Annotated in this window: 15 protein-coding genes and 1 pseudogene; 15 read left to right on the forward strand and 1 reads right to left on the reverse strand. The window is 40.4% G+C overall.

Features of this window, described 5'->3' with window-relative positions; genetic code table 11:
- The first annotated feature begins 85 nt into the window (after positions 1-85).
- The 15 genes from H6H03_RS10975 (at position 86) to H6H03_RS11045 (ending at position 16,654) form a co-directional block, all read left to right on the forward strand.
- Positions 86-799: an SDR family oxidoreductase gene (locus H6H03_RS10975; protein WP_190955155.1), complete on the forward strand. Its 714-nt coding sequence runs from the start codon at positions 86-88 to the stop codon at positions 797-799.
- A 111-nt stretch (positions 800-910) separates the two neighbouring features.
- Positions 911-1,951: an aldo/keto reductase gene (locus H6H03_RS10980; RefSeq protein WP_190955156.1), complete on the forward strand. Its 1,041-nt coding sequence runs from the start codon at positions 911-913 to the stop codon at positions 1,949-1,951.
- Positions 1,952-2,186: 235 nt separating this feature from the next.
- Complete coding sequence (locus H6H03_RS10985) at positions 2,187-2,843, forward strand: glutathione S-transferase family protein (protein WP_190955157.1); 657 nt, start codon at positions 2,187-2,189, stop codon at positions 2,841-2,843.
- A gap of 72 nt (positions 2,844-2,915) precedes the next feature.
- Positions 2,916-4,262: a hypothetical protein gene (locus H6H03_RS10990; protein ID WP_190955158.1), complete on the forward strand. Its 1,347-nt coding sequence runs from the start codon at positions 2,916-2,918 to the stop codon at positions 4,260-4,262.
- Between the two features lie 705 nt (positions 4,263-4,967).
- On the forward strand, positions 4,968-6,248 hold the full coding sequence (locus tag H6H03_RS10995; RefSeq protein ID WP_190955159.1) for an ISAzo13 family transposase: 1,281 nt from the start codon (positions 4,968-4,970) through the stop codon (positions 6,246-6,248).
- Positions 6,249-7,362: 1,114 nt separating this feature from the next.
- Positions 7,363-9,111, forward strand: a complete 1,749-nt coding sequence (locus tag H6H03_RS11000) for a calcium-binding protein (RefSeq protein WP_190955160.1) — start codon at positions 7,363-7,365, stop codon at positions 9,109-9,111.
- A gap of 194 nt (positions 9,112-9,305) precedes the next feature.
- Positions 9,306-10,352 carry a calcium-binding protein gene (locus tag H6H03_RS11005; protein WP_190955161.1) on the forward strand — a complete coding sequence of 349 codons (1,047 nt, stop codon included), beginning with the start codon at positions 9,306-9,308 and terminating at the stop codon, positions 10,350-10,352.
- 234 nt (positions 10,353-10,586) lie between these two features.
- Positions 10,587-10,964, forward strand: a complete 378-nt coding sequence (locus tag H6H03_RS11010) for a hypothetical protein (protein WP_190955162.1) — start codon at positions 10,587-10,589, stop codon at positions 10,962-10,964.
- A complete protein-coding gene (locus H6H03_RS11015; protein ID WP_190955163.1) occupies positions 10,961-11,956 on the forward strand; it encodes a beta-ketoacyl-ACP synthase III in 996 nt (331 codons plus the stop codon). Before H6H03_RS11010 ends, H6H03_RS11015 begins: the two co-directional genes overlap by 4 nt.
- Positions 11,946-12,410: a holo-ACP synthase gene (locus tag H6H03_RS11020; RefSeq protein WP_190955164.1), complete on the forward strand. Its 465-nt coding sequence runs from the start codon at positions 11,946-11,948 to the stop codon at positions 12,408-12,410. The genes H6H03_RS11015 and H6H03_RS11020 overlap by 11 nt, the downstream gene beginning before the upstream one ends.
- A 29-nt stretch (positions 12,411-12,439) precedes the next feature.
- Complete coding sequence (locus H6H03_RS11025; RefSeq protein WP_190955165.1) at positions 12,440-13,222, forward strand: alpha/beta hydrolase; 783 nt, start codon at positions 12,440-12,442, stop codon at positions 13,220-13,222.
- Positions 13,223-13,355: 133 nt separating this feature from the next.
- A complete protein-coding gene (locus H6H03_RS11030; RefSeq protein ID WP_190955166.1) occupies positions 13,356-13,631 on the forward strand; it encodes a phosphopantetheine-binding protein in 276 nt (91 codons plus the stop codon).
- A gap of 266 nt (positions 13,632-13,897) precedes the next feature.
- Positions 13,898-14,863, forward strand: a complete 966-nt coding sequence (fabD, locus tag H6H03_RS11035; protein ID WP_190955167.1) for an ACP S-malonyltransferase — start codon at positions 13,898-13,900, stop codon at positions 14,861-14,863.
- 71 nt (positions 14,864-14,934) lie between these two features.
- Positions 14,935-15,228: a DUF1330 domain-containing protein gene (locus H6H03_RS11040; protein ID WP_190955168.1), complete on the forward strand. Its 294-nt coding sequence runs from the start codon at positions 14,935-14,937 to the stop codon at positions 15,226-15,228.
- A gap of 88 nt (positions 15,229-15,316) precedes the next feature.
- Entirely contained in the window at positions 15,317-16,654 is a 1,338-nt protein-coding gene (locus H6H03_RS11045) for an FAD-dependent oxidoreductase (RefSeq protein ID WP_190955169.1), read from the forward strand.
- Positions 16,655-16,854: 200 nt separating this feature from the next.
- On the opposite strand, the pseudogene H6H03_RS11050 reads toward H6H03_RS11045, so the two are convergent.
- Positions 16,855-17,303 (reverse strand): annotated as a pseudogene (locus H6H03_RS11050) (hypothetical protein); the annotation flags it as partial.
- Positions 17,304-17,410: the final 107 nt, after the last annotated feature.

The raw sequence follows: 17,410 nt of genomic DNA on the forward strand, positions 1-17,410 counted from the left end.
TTGGCTCTGATTAAATACCCTCAGTCAATGAGTGTTCATTAAAAAATTTTTCCAGAAGAATATATTCCCCAGGAGGGTTCCAGCAATGCAGTTAGAAGGAAAGCATGTAGTTGTGGTTGGTGGTAGTCAAGGCATTGGTTATGAGACTGCCCGATTAGCAAAACAGTTAGGTGCAGAAGTGACAATTGCAGGTCGCTCAGCAAGCAAATTAGAAGAAGCATCTGAGCGGCTAGGAAAGGTTTACACCGGTCTAGTAGACATCACCGATGAAGCAGCAGTAGAGCGTTTATTTAGCACAACAGGCCAGGTTGACCACGTTTACATTTCAGCTGGTAGCTTTGTTGGTGGTAAGATTCTCGATGGCTCTGTTGACCAATTTCGCCCTGCCATTGAAAGCCGTGTTTGGGGAAGCGTTTATGTCATTCGAGCAGCTGTGCCAAAAATGCTTTCTGGCGGCTCTATTACCCTTACCGGTGGATTATCCACAGATCGCCCAGTTCCCGGTGCTTGGCCAACTGCGGTAGCCACCGCTGCGGCTGAACAAATGTCCCGTGCTTTGGCGGTCGAACTAGCCCCGATTCGAGTCAATGCTGTTTCCCCTGGTTGGACTGATACTCCCATGTGGGATGGAATTTTTGGCCCAGCCAAGCAAGAAGCTTTTCAAGACGTTGCTTCTAAAATTCCCACTAAGCGGTTAGTAACACCTGAAGAAGTTGCCAGTGCCGTTATTTTTCTGATGACCAATCCCTCAATTACAGCCGAGGTCATTCATATCGATGGTGGTCATCGCTACGTGTAGGTATATAGGAAATGGGCAATAGGCAACAGGGAAAAGTGAAAGATTAATTGCCTCTTGCCTCTTGCCTTCACATATAAAGTATTTTTCCACGCAATCAAACCGGATACACAAATGCAGTATCGATTACTGGGACGAACGGGTTTATACGTCTCTGAAATCTGCCTTGGTACTATGACCTTTGGTGGTGCTGGCTTTTGGAAAGTTATCGGCGACTTGGACATTGATGCAGCTACAGAACTCGTGAAAACTGCTTTCGATGGAGGCGTGAATTTTTTCGACACAGCTGATGTCTATTCAGAAGGGCAGTCTGAAGTTATTTTAGGAAAAGCACTTGTGCAGTTGGGGTTGCCTCGCGATGAAGTAACGATCGCCACAAAAGTACGCGAACGATTAGGAAACACCCCAAATCAAGTTGGATTATCTCGCCACCATATTTTAAATGGAATCGATCGCAGCTTGAAACGCCTCCAAGTAGACTACATTGACCTTTACCAGGTTCATGGCTTCGATCCACTGACCCCAATTGAGGAAACTTTAAGTACTCTCGATGATGTAATCACCGCTGGTAAAGTCCGCTATATTGGATTGTGCAACTTTTCTGCTTGGCAGATTATGAAAGCATTAGCGATCGCAGATAAATATCACTGGCATCGCTTCGAGTCAGTACAAGCATACTATTCCTTAGCTGGTCGCGATTTAGAGCGCGAAATTACTCCATTAGCTCAAGACCAACAGTTGAGTATTTTACCTTGGAGTCCTTTGGCGGGTGGTTTATTAAGCGGTAAATTTCAACGCGAGAAAGACAATCCCACGGGTGCAAGACGCACTACCTTTGACTTTCCTCCCGTTGATTTAGAAAGAACATACAAAATTATCGATGTTTTGCAGCCCATCGCCCAAAGCCACAATTGTTCCGTTGCTCGCATCTCCCTTGCATGGTTACTCAGTCGTAACTATGTCACAAGTGTCATCATTGGTGCGAAATCTGTAGAGCAATTACGTGATAACCTGATAGCTGCTGAGTTAAAACTTACAGATGACGAACTTACTGCCATCGATGAAGTCAGTCGTTTACCTGTGGAGTATCCCCAATGGATGCTGAATTACCAAGCTCAAGAGCGATCGCCTGGAGGAAGCCGTCCCCCTTCATGATTAATATCAATTTGAGAAAAGAATACGACAGATAGACACGCCTAAACCCTTGTAATATCTGGCTTTCTTAATGCAAGAATTTTGAATTGATATAGCAATCCTATTTCATTTGTGAAAGCTAGAGTACATTTGTACGTTCTTGTTTCCTGTTGCCTGTTGCCTACCTTCATGAGTAATTTTGCAACTCCTACACCGATTGCTACATAAGTCCTGTTTTCCATAAAGGAGTTTTGATATGGATCGACCTCAACTTTACGGTTGGGCATTTAGCAACTATGTTCGTGCTGTGCGAATTTTGTTACTGGAGAAGAAGGTTGATTACCATTTTGAGACAGTGACGTTTCAAGATTTGACAGTGGATGATTTTACTCGCTTGCATCCATTTCGCAGAGTCCCAGTATTAGTTCACGATCGCAAGATTATTTATGAGAGTCAGGCAATTTTACACTACATTGATGAGTCATTCGACGGAGGCTCATTTCAACCCAAAACGCCTTTAGAGCGGGCACGAATGCACCAATGGATGAGTGTGACAGTCAGTTATATTCAACCAATCGCCATCGGACAAATTTTTGTGCAGCGTGTCTACATCCCTGAAAACGGCGGACAGGCTGATGAGGGAACAATTAAGCGTGCGGTAACTGCGATCGCCTCTCATCTTGATGTAGTAGAAACAGCTCTGACTCAAGCTTATTTAGTTGGTGATTCCATCACTCTGGCAGATATTTTCATGGCACCTGTTCTTTTGTCAATGAAACTAGCCCCAGAGGGAGAACAACTAATTAACAGCCGTCCGCGGTTAAAAACTTGGCTAGAGCAGTTGGCAAAGCGCCCAAGCTTTGTTGAAACCGCTGTACCTGTTCCTAAGTTTGGACTGGAGTTAGTTGCTTAATGAAAGGCAATAGGCAATGGGCAATAGGCAAGACTGAACACTTAACATTCAACAGTCACTACTCCACTGACAATGAACCTGAAAATCTTTGCCTTAGTGTTGGCAACTTTAATAGGCATATCTGCAAAGACAATCGCTCAGACTTTGGATCGTGCCGCTCCTCTGGGATTTCAAGGTCGTTATCTTGTTTCCATATCGGATGCAGATATGCTAGCTTCCGCCTACGTCGATGGTAAACTTGGGTCTCGTGAAGGTCGGGATGCTATTAGTGTAATTCCTCTGACAGGCAAACATATCCGAGATTTACGTGCTTACGAAGCAGAGGCGAGTAATTCAGTTGCTGGGCCACCTGCGGCAGTAGCGGTTACACCTGATGGCCGTTATGCATTGGTGGTTGAAACCCTTGAGCAAAGGCCGGAGGGCGATTGGCAAAAGCAAACATTTGCGGATCTCAAGCATGGAAAGCGCTTGTTGGTGTTTGACTTGAGCAACCCGACTCGACCAACTCAAGTGCAAGAATTAGCGATCGCCGAGCGTCCTACATCCGTCAGCATCAATCGTGATGGTTCCCTTGTATCAGTTACTTTTCACCCCAAAGGAGCTGGGGCAAAAACTCCTCTGGCATTAATTCCTTTAACCAACGGCAGACTGGGGCAAGCAATTTATCCTCCGGTGTCCTCCTTACCACAAGGAGATGAACTAATACATACAACTTGGCATCCTACTCAAAACACCCTAGCACTCGTTAACACAACCACTGCCGAAATCTCTTTTGCCAAAGTCGTGGGTGAGGATAATAATCTTGGACTTGAGTCTTGGGGAAATGTAGTAAAAATAGAAAAGGCTCCCTACATTGCACGATTCACACCAGATGGCCGCCATCTGATTGTGAATAATCTCTTTTGGGGAGCAGATGTGCAGGGAACTTGGAATGAAGCCCCACGTGGCAGTGTGGTGAGTATTCGCTTAGAAGCCGGTAAACAAACCGATGGTTCGCCGCGCCATGCTTTGGTGTCACGAGCGATGACAAGTGTCAGCCCAGAAGGATTAACAGTTAGTCCCAATGGTCGATATGTCGTCACTACCAATTTAGAGCGAAGTTACTTACCCTACAATGACAATCGCATCACTTGGTTTTCGTCGCTGACATTGATGACCCTAGATCCCCAAACGGGGCAACTCAACCGAGTGGCAGATTATCCTTATGATGGGATTTTACCTGAAGCTGCTGCGTTTGATGCTTCTAGCCAATATCTGGCGGTTGTGACCTATGACCATTTCGACGATCGCATCAAAGGTGGTTCCATAGATTTCTGGCGCATAGCTAGCGATCCCCTAAATCCCCAACCGCAGCTAGTACAGACTCGTTATTCTATTCCAGTCGCACGCGGCGCACATTCAATGGTATTAGTTCCCTAAACAAAGTTAGAGAGCGAAAAATTTTGACTTTGTGGGTAATATTGAGTAATTCTACTTAGCAGAGATGGGTTAGGTAAAACTTTTATTGATTGGCAATCCCTCTTCTGATTTAATAATTGAATTAAGCTGAAAATCCCACTGAGTTTTTAAAAATTATCCTGTACATAGGGCTACTATTCGATTGTGTGAAGCAACTCTCCTGTAACTCAAAAATGTCGATTCCTTACCTGTAGAGGCGCGATTAATCGCGTCTATACTCCCTACTACCTGCTTGGTTCAATAAGTTCACAAATCAAACCACATTGCTAAATTGCAAACATACAGTAGATTTCAAGGAAAGTGAGGTACACAACAATTTCTCCCAAAGCTAAGTAAGCCAAAAATATTAAATTTGCATAACAAAATTCAGCATAATTCTTGTTGGGGTGGGCATCTTGCCCGTTCCAATTATGTATATTAAATGTGGAAGAGCCGAGCAACCCTGTTTTACTTCCGATGGATTATGCTTTATTTTAGATATGTTTCCTGTGGAGATAAATTCTTCTTAACTTATTACTAATCATTTTTCAACACTGATTAAATAATTGATAATATTTCCGTTTTAGAAGATATTAAAAAACTCTTAACCTATTACTGAAGAAATATGCATAAAATCTTAAACATTATCTGATAACTTTTAGGAGTTTAAGATATTAGGATTGCTGTATGTCAGCAAGAGATTTTCTCAAATCTAAATTTGATTCGCTTTACCCTCATCTGAACGAAAGATCGATACGTCTGTGGGCTGCCGCAGAAGCTATTGCATTGGGCAGAGGTGGGATTACGCAAGTTTCTCAAGCTACAGGTCTCTCACCAAAAACAATTCGGGTCGGAATTCGCGAACTGGAAATTAAGCCAGATACGCGAATTAAAAACACCCAATTTACCGAGAAAATTAGATGTAAAGGAGGGGGTAGAAAACGTCTGCTAGAAATTGACCAAACCTTAATTCCAGACCTGGAGGCATTGATTCAACCACTAAGTTGTGGATATTCAGAATCCCCTCTACGTTGGACTTCTGAAAGTACCACCAAAATAGCTGAGAAATTGCGAACTAAGGGTCATGTTATCAGTCCTAGAAAAGTTGCCTCCTTATTGTGTCAACTTGGCTACAGGCTACAAAACAACCGTAAAACCAAAGAAGGAGACTCTGCGGCCGACCGGGATTTTCAATTTCAGCATATTCATGACCAAGTGCAAAACTTTCAGACCCGTGGTCAAATTATCATCTCACTTGACATTAAGAAAAAAGAAGCGATTGGCAAGTACAATAACGATGTACAAGAATGGCAATCTCAAAAACATTTCCTCAAAGAGCAAACTGATTATTTCACCGAACCAGAACTTTTAAACTTTCTTCCATATGAGGCTTATAACTTAACCACAAACCAAGAGTGGGTAAATGTGGGAATTAATCAGGACACCGCAGAAGTCGCTGTTGAATCAATTCATCGCTGGTGGCAAGATATGGGCAAAAAAATGTACAAAAATGCCACAGAACTGTTGATTATCGCAGACTGTAGTGAAGCTGACGAGTATTGCTTGCGGTTATGGAAGACCCAACTCCAAACACTTGCTGACACATTTAAACTTATCATTGAGGTTGCACATTTTCCTCCTGGCACAAGCAAATGGAACAACATAGAACATCGGATGTTTTGTCTGATTACAGAAAACTGGAAAGCTAAACCGCTAACCATTAAAGAAGTAATAATTAATCTAATCAGTACTCCTACTACTAATCAACAACTGCTAATTAAAACTCCACACGATCAAAATAAGTCTCACATAGACGCAAGCATCACTAACAAAGAATTCTCAGCAGTCTTCCTGCAAAAGCCTGAATTCCATGATGACTGGAACTACCGATTTTTACCTCAAAATGCTTTGGACTTCTCCTCTGCATTGAAAATGGGTAAAACACTCTTTGAGATAGACAAGGAATAGAACTATATAAATGGAAATTAGTTATAGTTGCATGAGTTGTTCTGGTTTATACATAATTAGTCATGCAACTTTACCAAAGATTTGAACAAAAGACGCTACTTCAATAACTAGCTATATTTTCTGAGTGTTACATACAGCAGATTGCAAAGGAGTGAGGTACAGATCCATCGTAGGGGCGTATAGGTGTGCATTGGTGTCAGCTTAACGTGAAACCCTTATGAAAACGTGATGAGCAAGTTCTACTCACTTACCATCAAGATTCGCGTTACCCTACCCCGATTTTGGCTTTAGACAAAATCGGGGTAGGGTAAAACACCTGTAGATTAAGCGTTTGAGCTTAAGTTGACACCAATGACAGGTGTGCGCCCCTACCCATGTACTTCATTTACTTGAAAAACGCTGTAATTGCGGGATGATCTTGGAATTTGCATCAACACTAATCCCTGTGTCTGTTATGTATGGTGTGTGTTGGCAACAGACTCAATCATTCCATTATCCACCAAGACTCTTTCTGAAGTTGGATTGGAATTTTATCTGATGTATGCTTGCATAGGTTTTACTCTAACAGTCAATGCTATTTTTGACAATGCCAACCAAATTGGAATCTACTGATATTTGTATAAATCCCTAATCTGACATCTTTTGCAAAATCTAAAGACTTTCTAAAATAAGTAACTTATTTCTGCGCGATTACTAAGGGTCAAATCTTACTTGAACAGTCATTTTGGTTATGTTATTATATTTTCGTAAAGATTATTTTCGCCATAGTAAACAATGCTAAACAACAGTTAAGCCAAAATTACATGGTTAGCATTGACTACTACTCATCCTGATTGAAGTTTTTTTCAGCAAAATAGCTCAATTCCATGACAGCAGTTGTGAATTTTCTAGTGCTGTAGGGTTAGTAATGTTCAATTATTAGCTCTTGTAAAACAATACCTATAGGTATTGGTCTAAGGCTAGTGAATTTATCTGCATTAAGTGGAATTTGAATAGCGTAATTCTTGTCTGTTTCTATCAAAGCTTACGCATTAGAAGCTTCCTATTTTGGTAGCTTCAATGTGTTGATTCTCATAATTTGCAACCACAACTCATAAGAGCTAGAAAGGCAACAATGGCAAGAAAATTGAATGTCGGAACTCAAGAAAATGATTCTATCCTGCTGATAGCGTCACAAGATAATAACACTGTTATTGCCCTGGCAGGTGATGACATAATCTCTACTGGGTTAGGGAATGATTTTATTAATGCAGGTACTGGCAATGATGTTGTTAGTTCTGGAGATGGGAATGACGTTATCGACGCAGGCGAAGGTGATGACGTAATTGATGGACAAGAAGGTAATGATTTCATAAATGCTGGAGCCGGAAACGACCTGATTGACGGTGGTCTTGGCAACGATATCATCAGATCTGGAACTGGCAACAACAATATCAATGGTGGTTCTGGCGACGACATTATTTATCTTGCAGGTGAATCAAACACAGTTTTTGCTGAAGCTGGCAATGACAAGATCTTTGGTGGTGATAGTGTAGATGTCATTGATGCAGGTGATGGTGACGACTTCGCTTTTGGTGGTGCAGGAGATGACTATTTGACCGGTGAAGGTGGTAGCGATCGCCTCAATGGTGGAAGTGGTAACGATTTAATCGAAGGTGGAAGCGGAAATGACGAGCTTTCTGGAAATGTAGGTGACGATGTAATTTATGGAAATGATGGCACAGATTCCTTGAGTGGTGATGCTGGGAAGGATGTCGTCAATGGCGGTCAAGGAAATGACCTGCTAACCGGTGGTACAGACAATGACACTCTAATTGGTGGTGATGGCAACGATGAACTGCAAGGCGGTAGCGGGAACGATACATTAATTGGCGTCAATACCGATACTAATTCAACCTTTGGACAGGGTGATATTGACGTTCTCACAGGCGGTCTGAGCGCAGATACTTTTGTTCTGGGTGACAAAAACACTGTTTACTACAGTGATGGTAAGCCAGGATCTTTTGGATTTGAAGATTACGCCGTTATCAAAGATTTTGAATCTGGAGTTGATACTATCCAGCTTAACGGTTCAGCATCAAATTACTCATTGGTTGCTACATTTGGAGATCTGCCAAGTGGAACAGCTATATACTATTTTGACAGTTCAAACATTCTTAATGAACTGATTGGTGTGATTGAAGGACAACCAGTAGCTAATTTCAATCTGAATAATACCAGCCAGTTCTCTTTTGCAAATGACTCATCCACAAGCATATTCATTGAAAATGCTGGCTTTGAAGAACCAGAATTGGTAGATGGAAGCTTTAATATTGCAGATGTACCTGGTTGGGTAGTTTACGACCCCAATGGCTACATACCTGCAAATCCCAACGGAATCGAGACTTCCAATTATGATGTATTAGATCCCAACACCGAATACTTCATTAATGAAGCACCAGAAGGTGAAAACGTTGCCGATCTTTATGTAGTTCAACCACCTGGAAGTGGTGGTGTTTTAGGTCTATTCCAAGAGCTTGATACTGTTTTAACAGCCAATACCGAATATACCCTACAGGTAGAAGTAGGTAATATCGGAGGCATCTACATCGGAATTGACTTAAGTGGCTTCCCTGGATATCGTGTGGAACTGCTAGCAGGCGATACAGTTATCGCGGCTGACAATAATAGCGTATTCATTGAAGATAAAACCTTTGAAACCTCCACAGTCAAATTCACTACTACCGACTCAAACCCCTATTTAGGTCAGAATTTAGGCATCCGATTGATCAACCTCATAGAAGGGCCAGGATTGGTAGTTAATTTTGATGATGTTCGCTTAACTGCACAAACGCTACCAGAGATATCTGCGCCAAATAGTTAGGCTAACCGTCGTCTGTTTTTCCAAAACTTATATCATGTCCGGCTAATTGCTTGTGATTAGAATCTCTCGGCATCCCAGCGTCAGTCCTAATCATAAGTATCCAACCGGACTTGATATTACACATATTTCCAAGTATGTGTGCATTGGCTCTAGTCTGAATTCCAACAACAATCTAAAAAAGGTAAAAAGCAAAAATGGCAAGCTTATTTATTACTGGAACCGAAGGTAATGACTTTATCATTCAGATCGCCTCTGAGGATGATATCACTGTTAATGCCCTTGGTGGTAATGACATCATCTCTACTGGAAGCGGCAACGACTTGATTTATGCAGGTGATGGGGACGACATTATTCCTACTAGAGAAGGCGACGATACTATTTATGCAGGTGATGGCAACGATTTGGTTCCTGGTCAAGAAGGTAATGATTTTATAGATGGTGGTGCAGGTGACGACTTTCTTGGAGGTGGGCCTGGTAACGATGTGATCATTGGTGGTACTGGCAACGATAGTATCATTGGTGGTGCTGGTAGCGACACTATCTATCTTGCAGGTAAAGCAGGTGAAGTGAATGTAGTCTTTGCCGAGGGTGACAATGACATTATCTATGGTGGTGATGGCGTTGACTTAGTTGATGCCGGTGACGGTAATGATAAGGTTTTTGCTGGTGCTGGAGATGACTTTTTTACCGGCGAAGGTGGTAACGATATACTCAATGGCGAACTCGGTAACGATACTGTAGTTGGCGGTAGAGGAGATGATCGGCTGTTTGGCGATGTCGGTAACGACATACTCTTTGGAAATGATGGCACAGACTTGTTAAATGGTGGCGCTGGAAACGACATTTTAGATGCTGGTGCAGGAGCAGACAGACTAGTTGGTGTGAATACGGCTTCTGGCTTTGGTAAGGGTGAAATTGACGTTCTCACAGGTGGTAAAGGAGCAGATACTTTCGTTCTGGGCGATAAGAATGCTGTTTACTACAATGACGGCAATCTCTCATCTGTTGGAAATCAAGATTACGCTCTGATCAAAGACTTCCAATTAGGTAGCGATCGCATCGAACTCAAAGGGCCAGCGTCAAATTATTTATTGATTCAATCCTCTGGTAACGTTCCTAACGGCACATCTATCTTATTTACTGGTGGTTCCAACATTCTTCCCGAACTCATTGGCGTAATTGAAGGACAAGTAGCTACAACTTTCAATCTCAATAATACCAACCAGTTTTCTTTCGTTTAACCCCAGTTGAACGTTTTAAAAAGCTCAGACTCTAAGCTTTTCGAGAATGTAGGTAATCTGTGTTTGCGATCATAATAGTTGTGGTACTAAGTACCACAACTGTTCACAAAATTTGAATAAATTTCAAGTCAATTTAGACTTGATTGAGAACGTAACTATTATGGTTGCGTTTGATGGTAGCCGCTACCAAATCGTAGCTTTAATTAAACATTGTTACACCACTTTACAAAAATTATGAATAGCTCTATCTTAGAAACAAAGCTGAATTTAGAAACTTGCGAAATTCAAAAAGCAGTTAAAATTCTTGGTTTAGAAATTTCCGAACAAGAATTGGATGAACTCAAGTCTGGCAATAATATCTCCCTTAAAAGTAGAGATTTAAGCGAAATTGGCTCAGTATTCATCCTTGCAGAAGCAGTTTTAAGAACCAAAGTAGTTAAAGTTAAAAATGTTACCTTTGACGATTTAGAAAAGGTAACAGAAGACTTTTCACAACATTCGGGAATTCCAATTTATTGCTGGGACTCTGAATCTAGCGGTAAGTGTTGTCTTTTAATAACTCTAGTAGATGGTAAACCTAACATTCGATTGTCAAAGGGGAGGTCAAATTGATACCTGTAAAGTTATCTGCTTTGGGAATTTATTTACCAACTCAAGTGATGACAAACCACGATCTAGCTAAAATTGTGGATACATCTGATGAGTGGATTCGTACAAGAACTGGCATAATTGAACGGCGAATTGCTTCTAGTCAAGAAAGCACATCTACTTTAGCAACAGCCGCTGCAAAACAAGTATTGGATAAGCGCGGAATCGATTTACTAGACATAGAAATGATTCTAGTGGCGACTATGATGCCTGATATGCCATTTCCATCAGTTGCTTGTAAGGTACAAGATAATATCGGGGCTTTTAATGCCTTTGGTTTCGATATATCTGCGGCCTGTTCTGGATTTGTTTATGGTTTGGAAACAGCAGCTTCTTTCATCAAAGCCGGTGCAGTTCGTAATGCCTTGGTTATAGGTGCAGAAGTTCTTTCTAGATGTATAGATTGGCAAGATCGTTCTACATGCGTGTTGTTTGGAGATGGTGCAGGAGCAGCTTTATTGGAGTCAGGGGAAGAAAATTGTTTTCTAGGTTCTGTACTGCGTGCTGATGGTTCAGGTACGGATCTGTTGTATATGCCTGGTGGTGGGAGTAAACAGCCGACTTCAGTCCAAAGTGTGGAAAACAGACAACATTTTCTGAAAATGAATGGCCCAGAACTATTTCAAGCGGTAGTACCTATCGTATGCGAAGCCATCACCGATACTTGCAATAAGGCTCAGATTTCCATTGAAGATGTTGAGTTGATTATTCCCCATCAGGCTAACATTCACATTATTGAAGAAGTAGCTGTGTATTTGGGAATTCCATTTGAGCGTTTTATGTGCAATCTTCACAAATATGGAAATACCTCTGCGGCTTCAATTCCAATTGCTTTATATGATGCTGTTCAAGATGGAAAAATTGTCGCAGGCGATTATGTGATGATGGTTGGATTTGGAGCAGGACTAACTTGTGGAGCCAGTTTAATTCGCTGGGATAAATCCTTTGTTTGCTAAAGAATCCTTGAAATATTACAAAAACAAAATGCTTATAGAAGACAAAATTTGTGCGTCTTCTGTTCAGTCAGCAGTTCAAGTCAAGACCGGAATAGATATTATTTCGATCCAAGAGATCAAAGATTTAGTCGATGCACCGATAGGGGTCTGGCTGACAGAGCGAGAGTGGAAAGATGCTTTAGCTCTTGGCAATGAAAATCATCGATTGCAAAGATTAGCAGGAAAATTTGCTTGTAAAGAAGCAATTATTAAAGTTTTGGAAGCGGGTATGAGTCAAATTGAACTGGTTGATATAGAAATATTGCATGATGTTTCTGGAAAACCAATTGTTTTTTTACATGAAACTGCTCTCCAATTTTGGCAACAAATTTCCGCTAGTCATTTGGATGTAAGTATTAGCCATGACAATAATTTTGCAATGGCGATCGCGATTGCAATCTGCTTAAAAAATTGAAGTGTAAATACTCAAAAAGGTGTTACAATATGTCAAGAATGGAAGCATTTGTTTTCCAAAATAAGCGGGGACAAAACCTTGTAGGTGTTTTACATCATGGACAAGGAAATGAGCCTAGACCTTGCTTAATTGTTTGTCACGGTTTTGCAGGTACGAAGATTGGTGGAAGTCGCCGTTTTGTAGAATTTGCTCGCTATGCAATCAAGCATAACTTCTCAATATTTCGGTTTGATTTTGCAGGTTCAGGTGATAGTGATGGTGATTTAGTAGACCTGACCTTAGATAGAGAATTAGAAGATTTAGAAGCTGTAATTGATTTAATTTCCACCAGAGATAGTGTTGACCCAAACGCCATTGGATTAGTTGGACATTGCTTAGGTGCAGTCACCGTTATCCGAGAAAGTGCGAGAAATTCAAGGATATATAAAACTGTCGCATGGGCACCGTTTACTGATTTAGCGGGTACTGTTATGCGATTGATAGGTGAAGATTCATTTTCTGTTTTAGAAGATGGTGATGAATCAGAATTCATCTACCACGGAGAACTGATGAAATGTGGGCCGGCAATTCTCACAGAATCTTCTGAACTTGATATGTTCAAAGAAATTGAACAAGTCAATCAGCCTTTATTAATTATTCATGGAACCGAAGATGCAACAGTTCCCTTACAAGAAGTTAAGCAATTAGTAGAACAAGTGCAAATAACTTCTAAAAACCCACCAAAATTACAGATAATAGAAGGAGCGCATCATTCTTTTCCATTCCATCAGCAAGAATTGTTTGAGCTAACAATTGATTGGTTTTTTAAATAAATTAGCTCTATTTGTCATTAGTCATTAGTTTTTGAGAATAGATAATCGGCAAATGACAAATATGACCAATAATTATGCAAATTAAATTGCATAAGATGTAAATTACAACCTCTAAACATCAAAGGAGAAAAATATGGTTGCTATCAATGAAAAACCCACTCAAGCACAAGCAGTTTCTTTTGATGAGTTTTGTAATGCTGTTGCCCAAAGATTGAACATAGATCCAAATAAACTTCGTCCTGATGCTTATTGGGTAGATGATGTAGGAATATCTTCTGTAGATATTGTCAAAATTGTGATGCTAATACGTCAAAAATTTCATGTGAAGATATCTACAACTCAAGCAGGAAGAATCAAAACAGTAGAAAATGCTTATCAATTACTGGAATCAGCATTAAATAATAGGTAGCATACATTTAATCTCTGACAATCAAATAATTTTGGATTTTAGATTTATCCTATGCTTGTCTGTTGTCGGTTATCACTTTTTAAGTAGGGGCTGGGAGCAAGAATTTTAAATTCTTATTTTCTCAGATAGCTTGCTTCTTAAAGAGTGAATATACAATCATTAGATTCCATATCCTAACCCAACAGATAACTATAAAATTTAAATTTTAATCTAAAATCCAAAATTTCAAATCTCAAATTTTATTATGTAGAGGTGTTGTTTCAACTATGAAAAGATTAAAAACATCTGATTATGCCTTAGTTTTTCCAGGACAAGGTTCTCAATATGTAGGAATGGGTTTAGAGATTTTTAAAGAGTTCATATCAGCAGAAAAAATTTTTGAATCTGCTGAACAAATTAGCAACTTAGATATTCGCAATCTCTGTTTTTTTGGTGATGAAGAAAACTTGATGGAAACTTCCATCACACAACCTTGCTTATTAGCGACAAATATAGCACTATACACTGTCTTTCAAGAGCATTTTGCGAGAAAACCAAAATTTATCTGTGGACATAGTGCGGGTGAATATTCTGCATTAGTGGCTGCTGGAGTATTATCTTTTGCAGATGCTATGAGTTTGCTCCAGGTTAGGGGAGCTTTGATGTCAAGAACTCAGGGGGGTGGTATGGTAGCCCTCAAAGGAGTTACATTCGAGCAAGCAGAAAAACTATGCAGACAGAATGTCCAGCCTGGTGGCGTATTAGTTCCTGCTAACTTGAATTCACCAGAACAAATTGTGATATCTGGTGATACTGATTCTATAGAAGAAGCTCTTATTTTTGCCTTTGACCATAATCTCAAAGCAATTCCTTTATCTGTTTCTGGGGCATTTCATTCTCCTTTAATGCAAGAGGCTGCACAAAATTTTGCTGAGATAATTGGTAATTTTCAATTCAATGATGCTGGTATACCTGTAATTTCAAACGTGACAGCAGAGCCAGTAATCAGCGGTTATGAATGGAGCCAGTTATTAGAGCAACAAATCACTTCTGCTGTTCGTTGGGAGGCTTCAATACGTTATATTTACGAAAAAGGAATTGAAGTTTTTGTTGAAGTTGGGCCAGGACAAGTTTTATCGAAGCTAATCAAAAAAATTGTTCCGTCTGCTGTAACTTTGAATGTAGAGAATGTGAAATCTTTGCAGGAGACATTGGTCGAACTAGAACAAGTATTTGACTTACAACTTGTCTAATCTAGAGAATTTTGCAAGCAATTTAATAGTTGCAAATACATTTTACTCAAATTAATGGTGGAGGAAGATTAATGGTTCACGTATTGGTCACATTAATACCTAATCCTCAAGCATCGGAAGCTGCTGAGAATTATAAAAAACGGGCTGTAGAAGTTCGTGATGAATATGGAGCAGAAGTAGTTTTACGTATGCAGGCCAAAGAACGATTGCTAGGTTCTTTTGAAGAAGAATCTATCCGGGTTTTAAAATTTCCTTCTGTTGACCATGTACGAGGATGGCTAACAGATCCACGTTACTTGGAAGTTTTGCCATATCGAGACCAAGCTTATCACAAAGTAACTATTACTGTTTTGGAAGATTTGTGATTAGGAAGGGCTTTTGACAACCAAAAGACAAATATTTCGCAACTCATTTAGAACTGTCATATCTCATAAATACAATCAGAGGTGAATCATGAATTTGAATACATATGCAGTTGTTGGTAGTGGTGCTACTGGTATTGCTGTAACTTACTATCTGAGACAACGTGGTTTTAATGTTGAATTAATTGAGCAAGATGATGCCATTGGCGGACGTATTCGTCCATTCCTCTTAGGAGATAGACCTGTACAATTGGGAGGAAAAAATATTGGTAGAAGTTACCGTCTTTTTAGAGAGTTTACAGCCGCAATGGGTAACAATCCCTACGAATTTTTCGGGCTGAATTCTTCTCAAGTTCAGAACAATAAATTATTGACTTTAGATAATAATCGCCGCGTTCAAGCTACCTTGGAATTTATGAGCCAAGGTACTCCTAGAGATATTTGGCGGTTTTGGAATGTTTGTGGAGCTGTGATACGAAACCTACAAAATGGTCTTTTGGGTGGTCCTTACTTCAATGACCTTTGTAGACGTATAGGAGATCAACCTCTAAGTGAATACTTCAGTTCTAAATTCTGTCAGGTTGTGATGCGACCTATGACTGTTCGGATGAATGGAGCAGAACCAGAAGAAGCTTATGTTGGTAACTTGGGTAGTAATCTCCGGATGGTTCTTGACACTTACGACCAGTTGATTCATGGAATGCAACCTGTATTGGAGCAATTTACTAAAACTGGGCCTGTGAGATTAAACAGCCGCGTAGAGTCTTTAATTGTACGCAATGGACGTGTTGCGGGTCTGCGTTTACGCGATTCTTCTGGCGTGCAAGAAAGAGAGTATGCAGGGGTGATATTAGCAACTCCAGCAACAATTTCTTCTAAAATCGTCGCATCTCAAGACTCACAGCTATCTCAAATTTTAGACACTGTTAACTACTATCCTGTAACTGTGGTTGTAGCAGAATACGCTCGCGATATTTTCTCCAAAAAAGTACGCGCTTTAGTCTTTAATGACACATATCCTATTAGCAATGCGGGTGCTTATGGTATTAATGAGCGCAACGTAATTCGATACACCTTCAGTGGTCGCACAGGCCGCCGCTATATGAAGGATGGAGCTACTCCTGAAGAATTGATTCGTTTAGCAGAAGAAGCTCTAAATCAATACGTTCCTATTAGTGGCTCAGATCGCATCAAATATGTTGCGAAATATCATCCAGTTGGGTTGTGTGCATATACTAGCAATTACAATCAATTTGCTAACAATCTCAAAACTCAGCTTTCCCAATTACCAGGGCTATTCCTCACAGGCGATTACATGAAAGGAGCATCTTTAGAAGCTTGCTTTGAAGCTGGTAAAGTTTGTGCGGATCAAGTAGTTCAAGCTCAGGAATTCCAAGTTTCACAAAAATCAGAATTGGCTGCTATTTAGCAGATAAGAGTTCAAAGACGTAGAGGATCACAATTTGAGAGGGTGGTGTTTTAATAACAGAAGCCCTCTCTTTTTTTTCTTAATTGAATAAAAATTTTTGTCTAAGAGAAAGTTTAGGCAATAGGCAACACGCAATAGGCAATATAGGAGTCCGATTTGAGTTATGAAAAAATCCAAGTATTTGTAGTGGCGTGGCAAGCTTAAAATGGTGCATTAGAAACAAGGATTTCATTAGTTTCAAAAACTGGGTAAAGATGCTTAAGTTTGATACGAGCATCTTCAGTAGTAAAACGCCAAATAACTTGACTGGCGTTGCGGTTGCCTTCGTTTTGGCAAGCAGTCAATTCTGTAGACAGTTCACAAATACTAGGAATTCGTCGGTCTAGGCACTGTTGGCTTAAAACGCTTAATTCAATCTCGGCAATATTTAGCCCTTCGGGTTCGCCAGTTGCTTCAAGTCGGGGAACCCGCCCAAAGCACTGGCTCACCAACTTCCATTGCCATGAGTGTAATAAATCTCCAGTCTTCTAGCCAAGCGATGAGCTTCTGGTGCAGGAAACGCTTCGTACAGAGATGCAATGCTATGAGTGTTGAGGTTGTCACAAAGCAATTTGACCTTGGCTGCTTGGGGGTAGTCTTCGTCTAATAGCAATACCTTAGCCAATTTACGAGGTTTCAAGACCTGTAGAAACGGGATGAATACGTCCTAAAGAAGTAAGTTTGGCAAAAATCTGGGTTAATAAAATAGGCTCAGGC

Source organism: Nostoc paludosum FACHB-159 (genome assembly GCF_014698835.1).
In the GTDB taxonomy this organism is placed as follows: Bacteria; Cyanobacteriota; Cyanobacteriia; order Cyanobacteriales; family Nostocaceae; genus Nostoc; species Nostoc paludosum.

Bases quoted from the DNA above. Each gene is read 5' to 3' on its own strand.
- H6H03_RS10980 (WP_190955156.1), top strand. From the start codon at position 911: ATGCAGTATCGATTACTGGGACGAACGGGTTTATACGTCTCTGAAATC.
- H6H03_RS11025 (WP_190955165.1), top strand. From the start codon at position 12,440: ATGTCAAGAATGGAAGCATTTGTTTTCCAAAATAAGCGGGGACAAAAC.
- H6H03_RS11010 (WP_190955162.1), top strand. From the start codon at position 10,587: ATGAATAGCTCTATCTTAGAAACAAAGCTGAATTTAGAAACTTGCGAA.
- H6H03_RS10975 (WP_190955155.1), top strand. From the start codon at position 86: ATGCAGTTAGAAGGAAAGCATGTAGTTGTGGTTGGTGGTAGTCAAGGC.
- H6H03_RS10995 (WP_190955159.1), top strand. From the start codon at position 4,968: ATGTCAGCAAGAGATTTTCTCAAATCTAAATTTGATTCGCTTTACCCT.
- H6H03_RS11040 (WP_190955168.1), top strand. From the start codon at position 14,935: ATGGTTCACGTATTGGTCACATTAATACCTAATCCTCAAGCATCGGAA.
- fabD (WP_190955167.1), top strand. From the start codon at position 13,898: ATGAAAAGATTAAAAACATCTGATTATGCCTTAGTTTTTCCAGGACAA.
- H6H03_RS10990 (WP_190955158.1), top strand. From the start codon at position 2,916: ATGAACCTGAAAATCTTTGCCTTAGTGTTGGCAACTTTAATAGGCATA.
- H6H03_RS10985 (WP_190955157.1), top strand. From the start codon at position 2,187: ATGGATCGACCTCAACTTTACGGTTGGGCATTTAGCAACTATGTTCGT.
- H6H03_RS11030 (WP_190955166.1), top strand. From the start codon at position 13,356: ATGGTTGCTATCAATGAAAAACCCACTCAAGCACAAGCAGTTTCTTTT.
- H6H03_RS11005 (WP_190955161.1), top strand. From the start codon at position 9,306: ATGGCAAGCTTATTTATTACTGGAACCGAAGGTAATGACTTTATCATT.
- H6H03_RS11045 (WP_190955169.1), top strand. From the start codon at position 15,317: ATGAATTTGAATACATATGCAGTTGTTGGTAGTGGTGCTACTGGTATT.
- H6H03_RS11000 (WP_190955160.1), top strand. From the start codon at position 7,363: ATGGCAAGAAAATTGAATGTCGGAACTCAAGAAAATGATTCTATCCTG.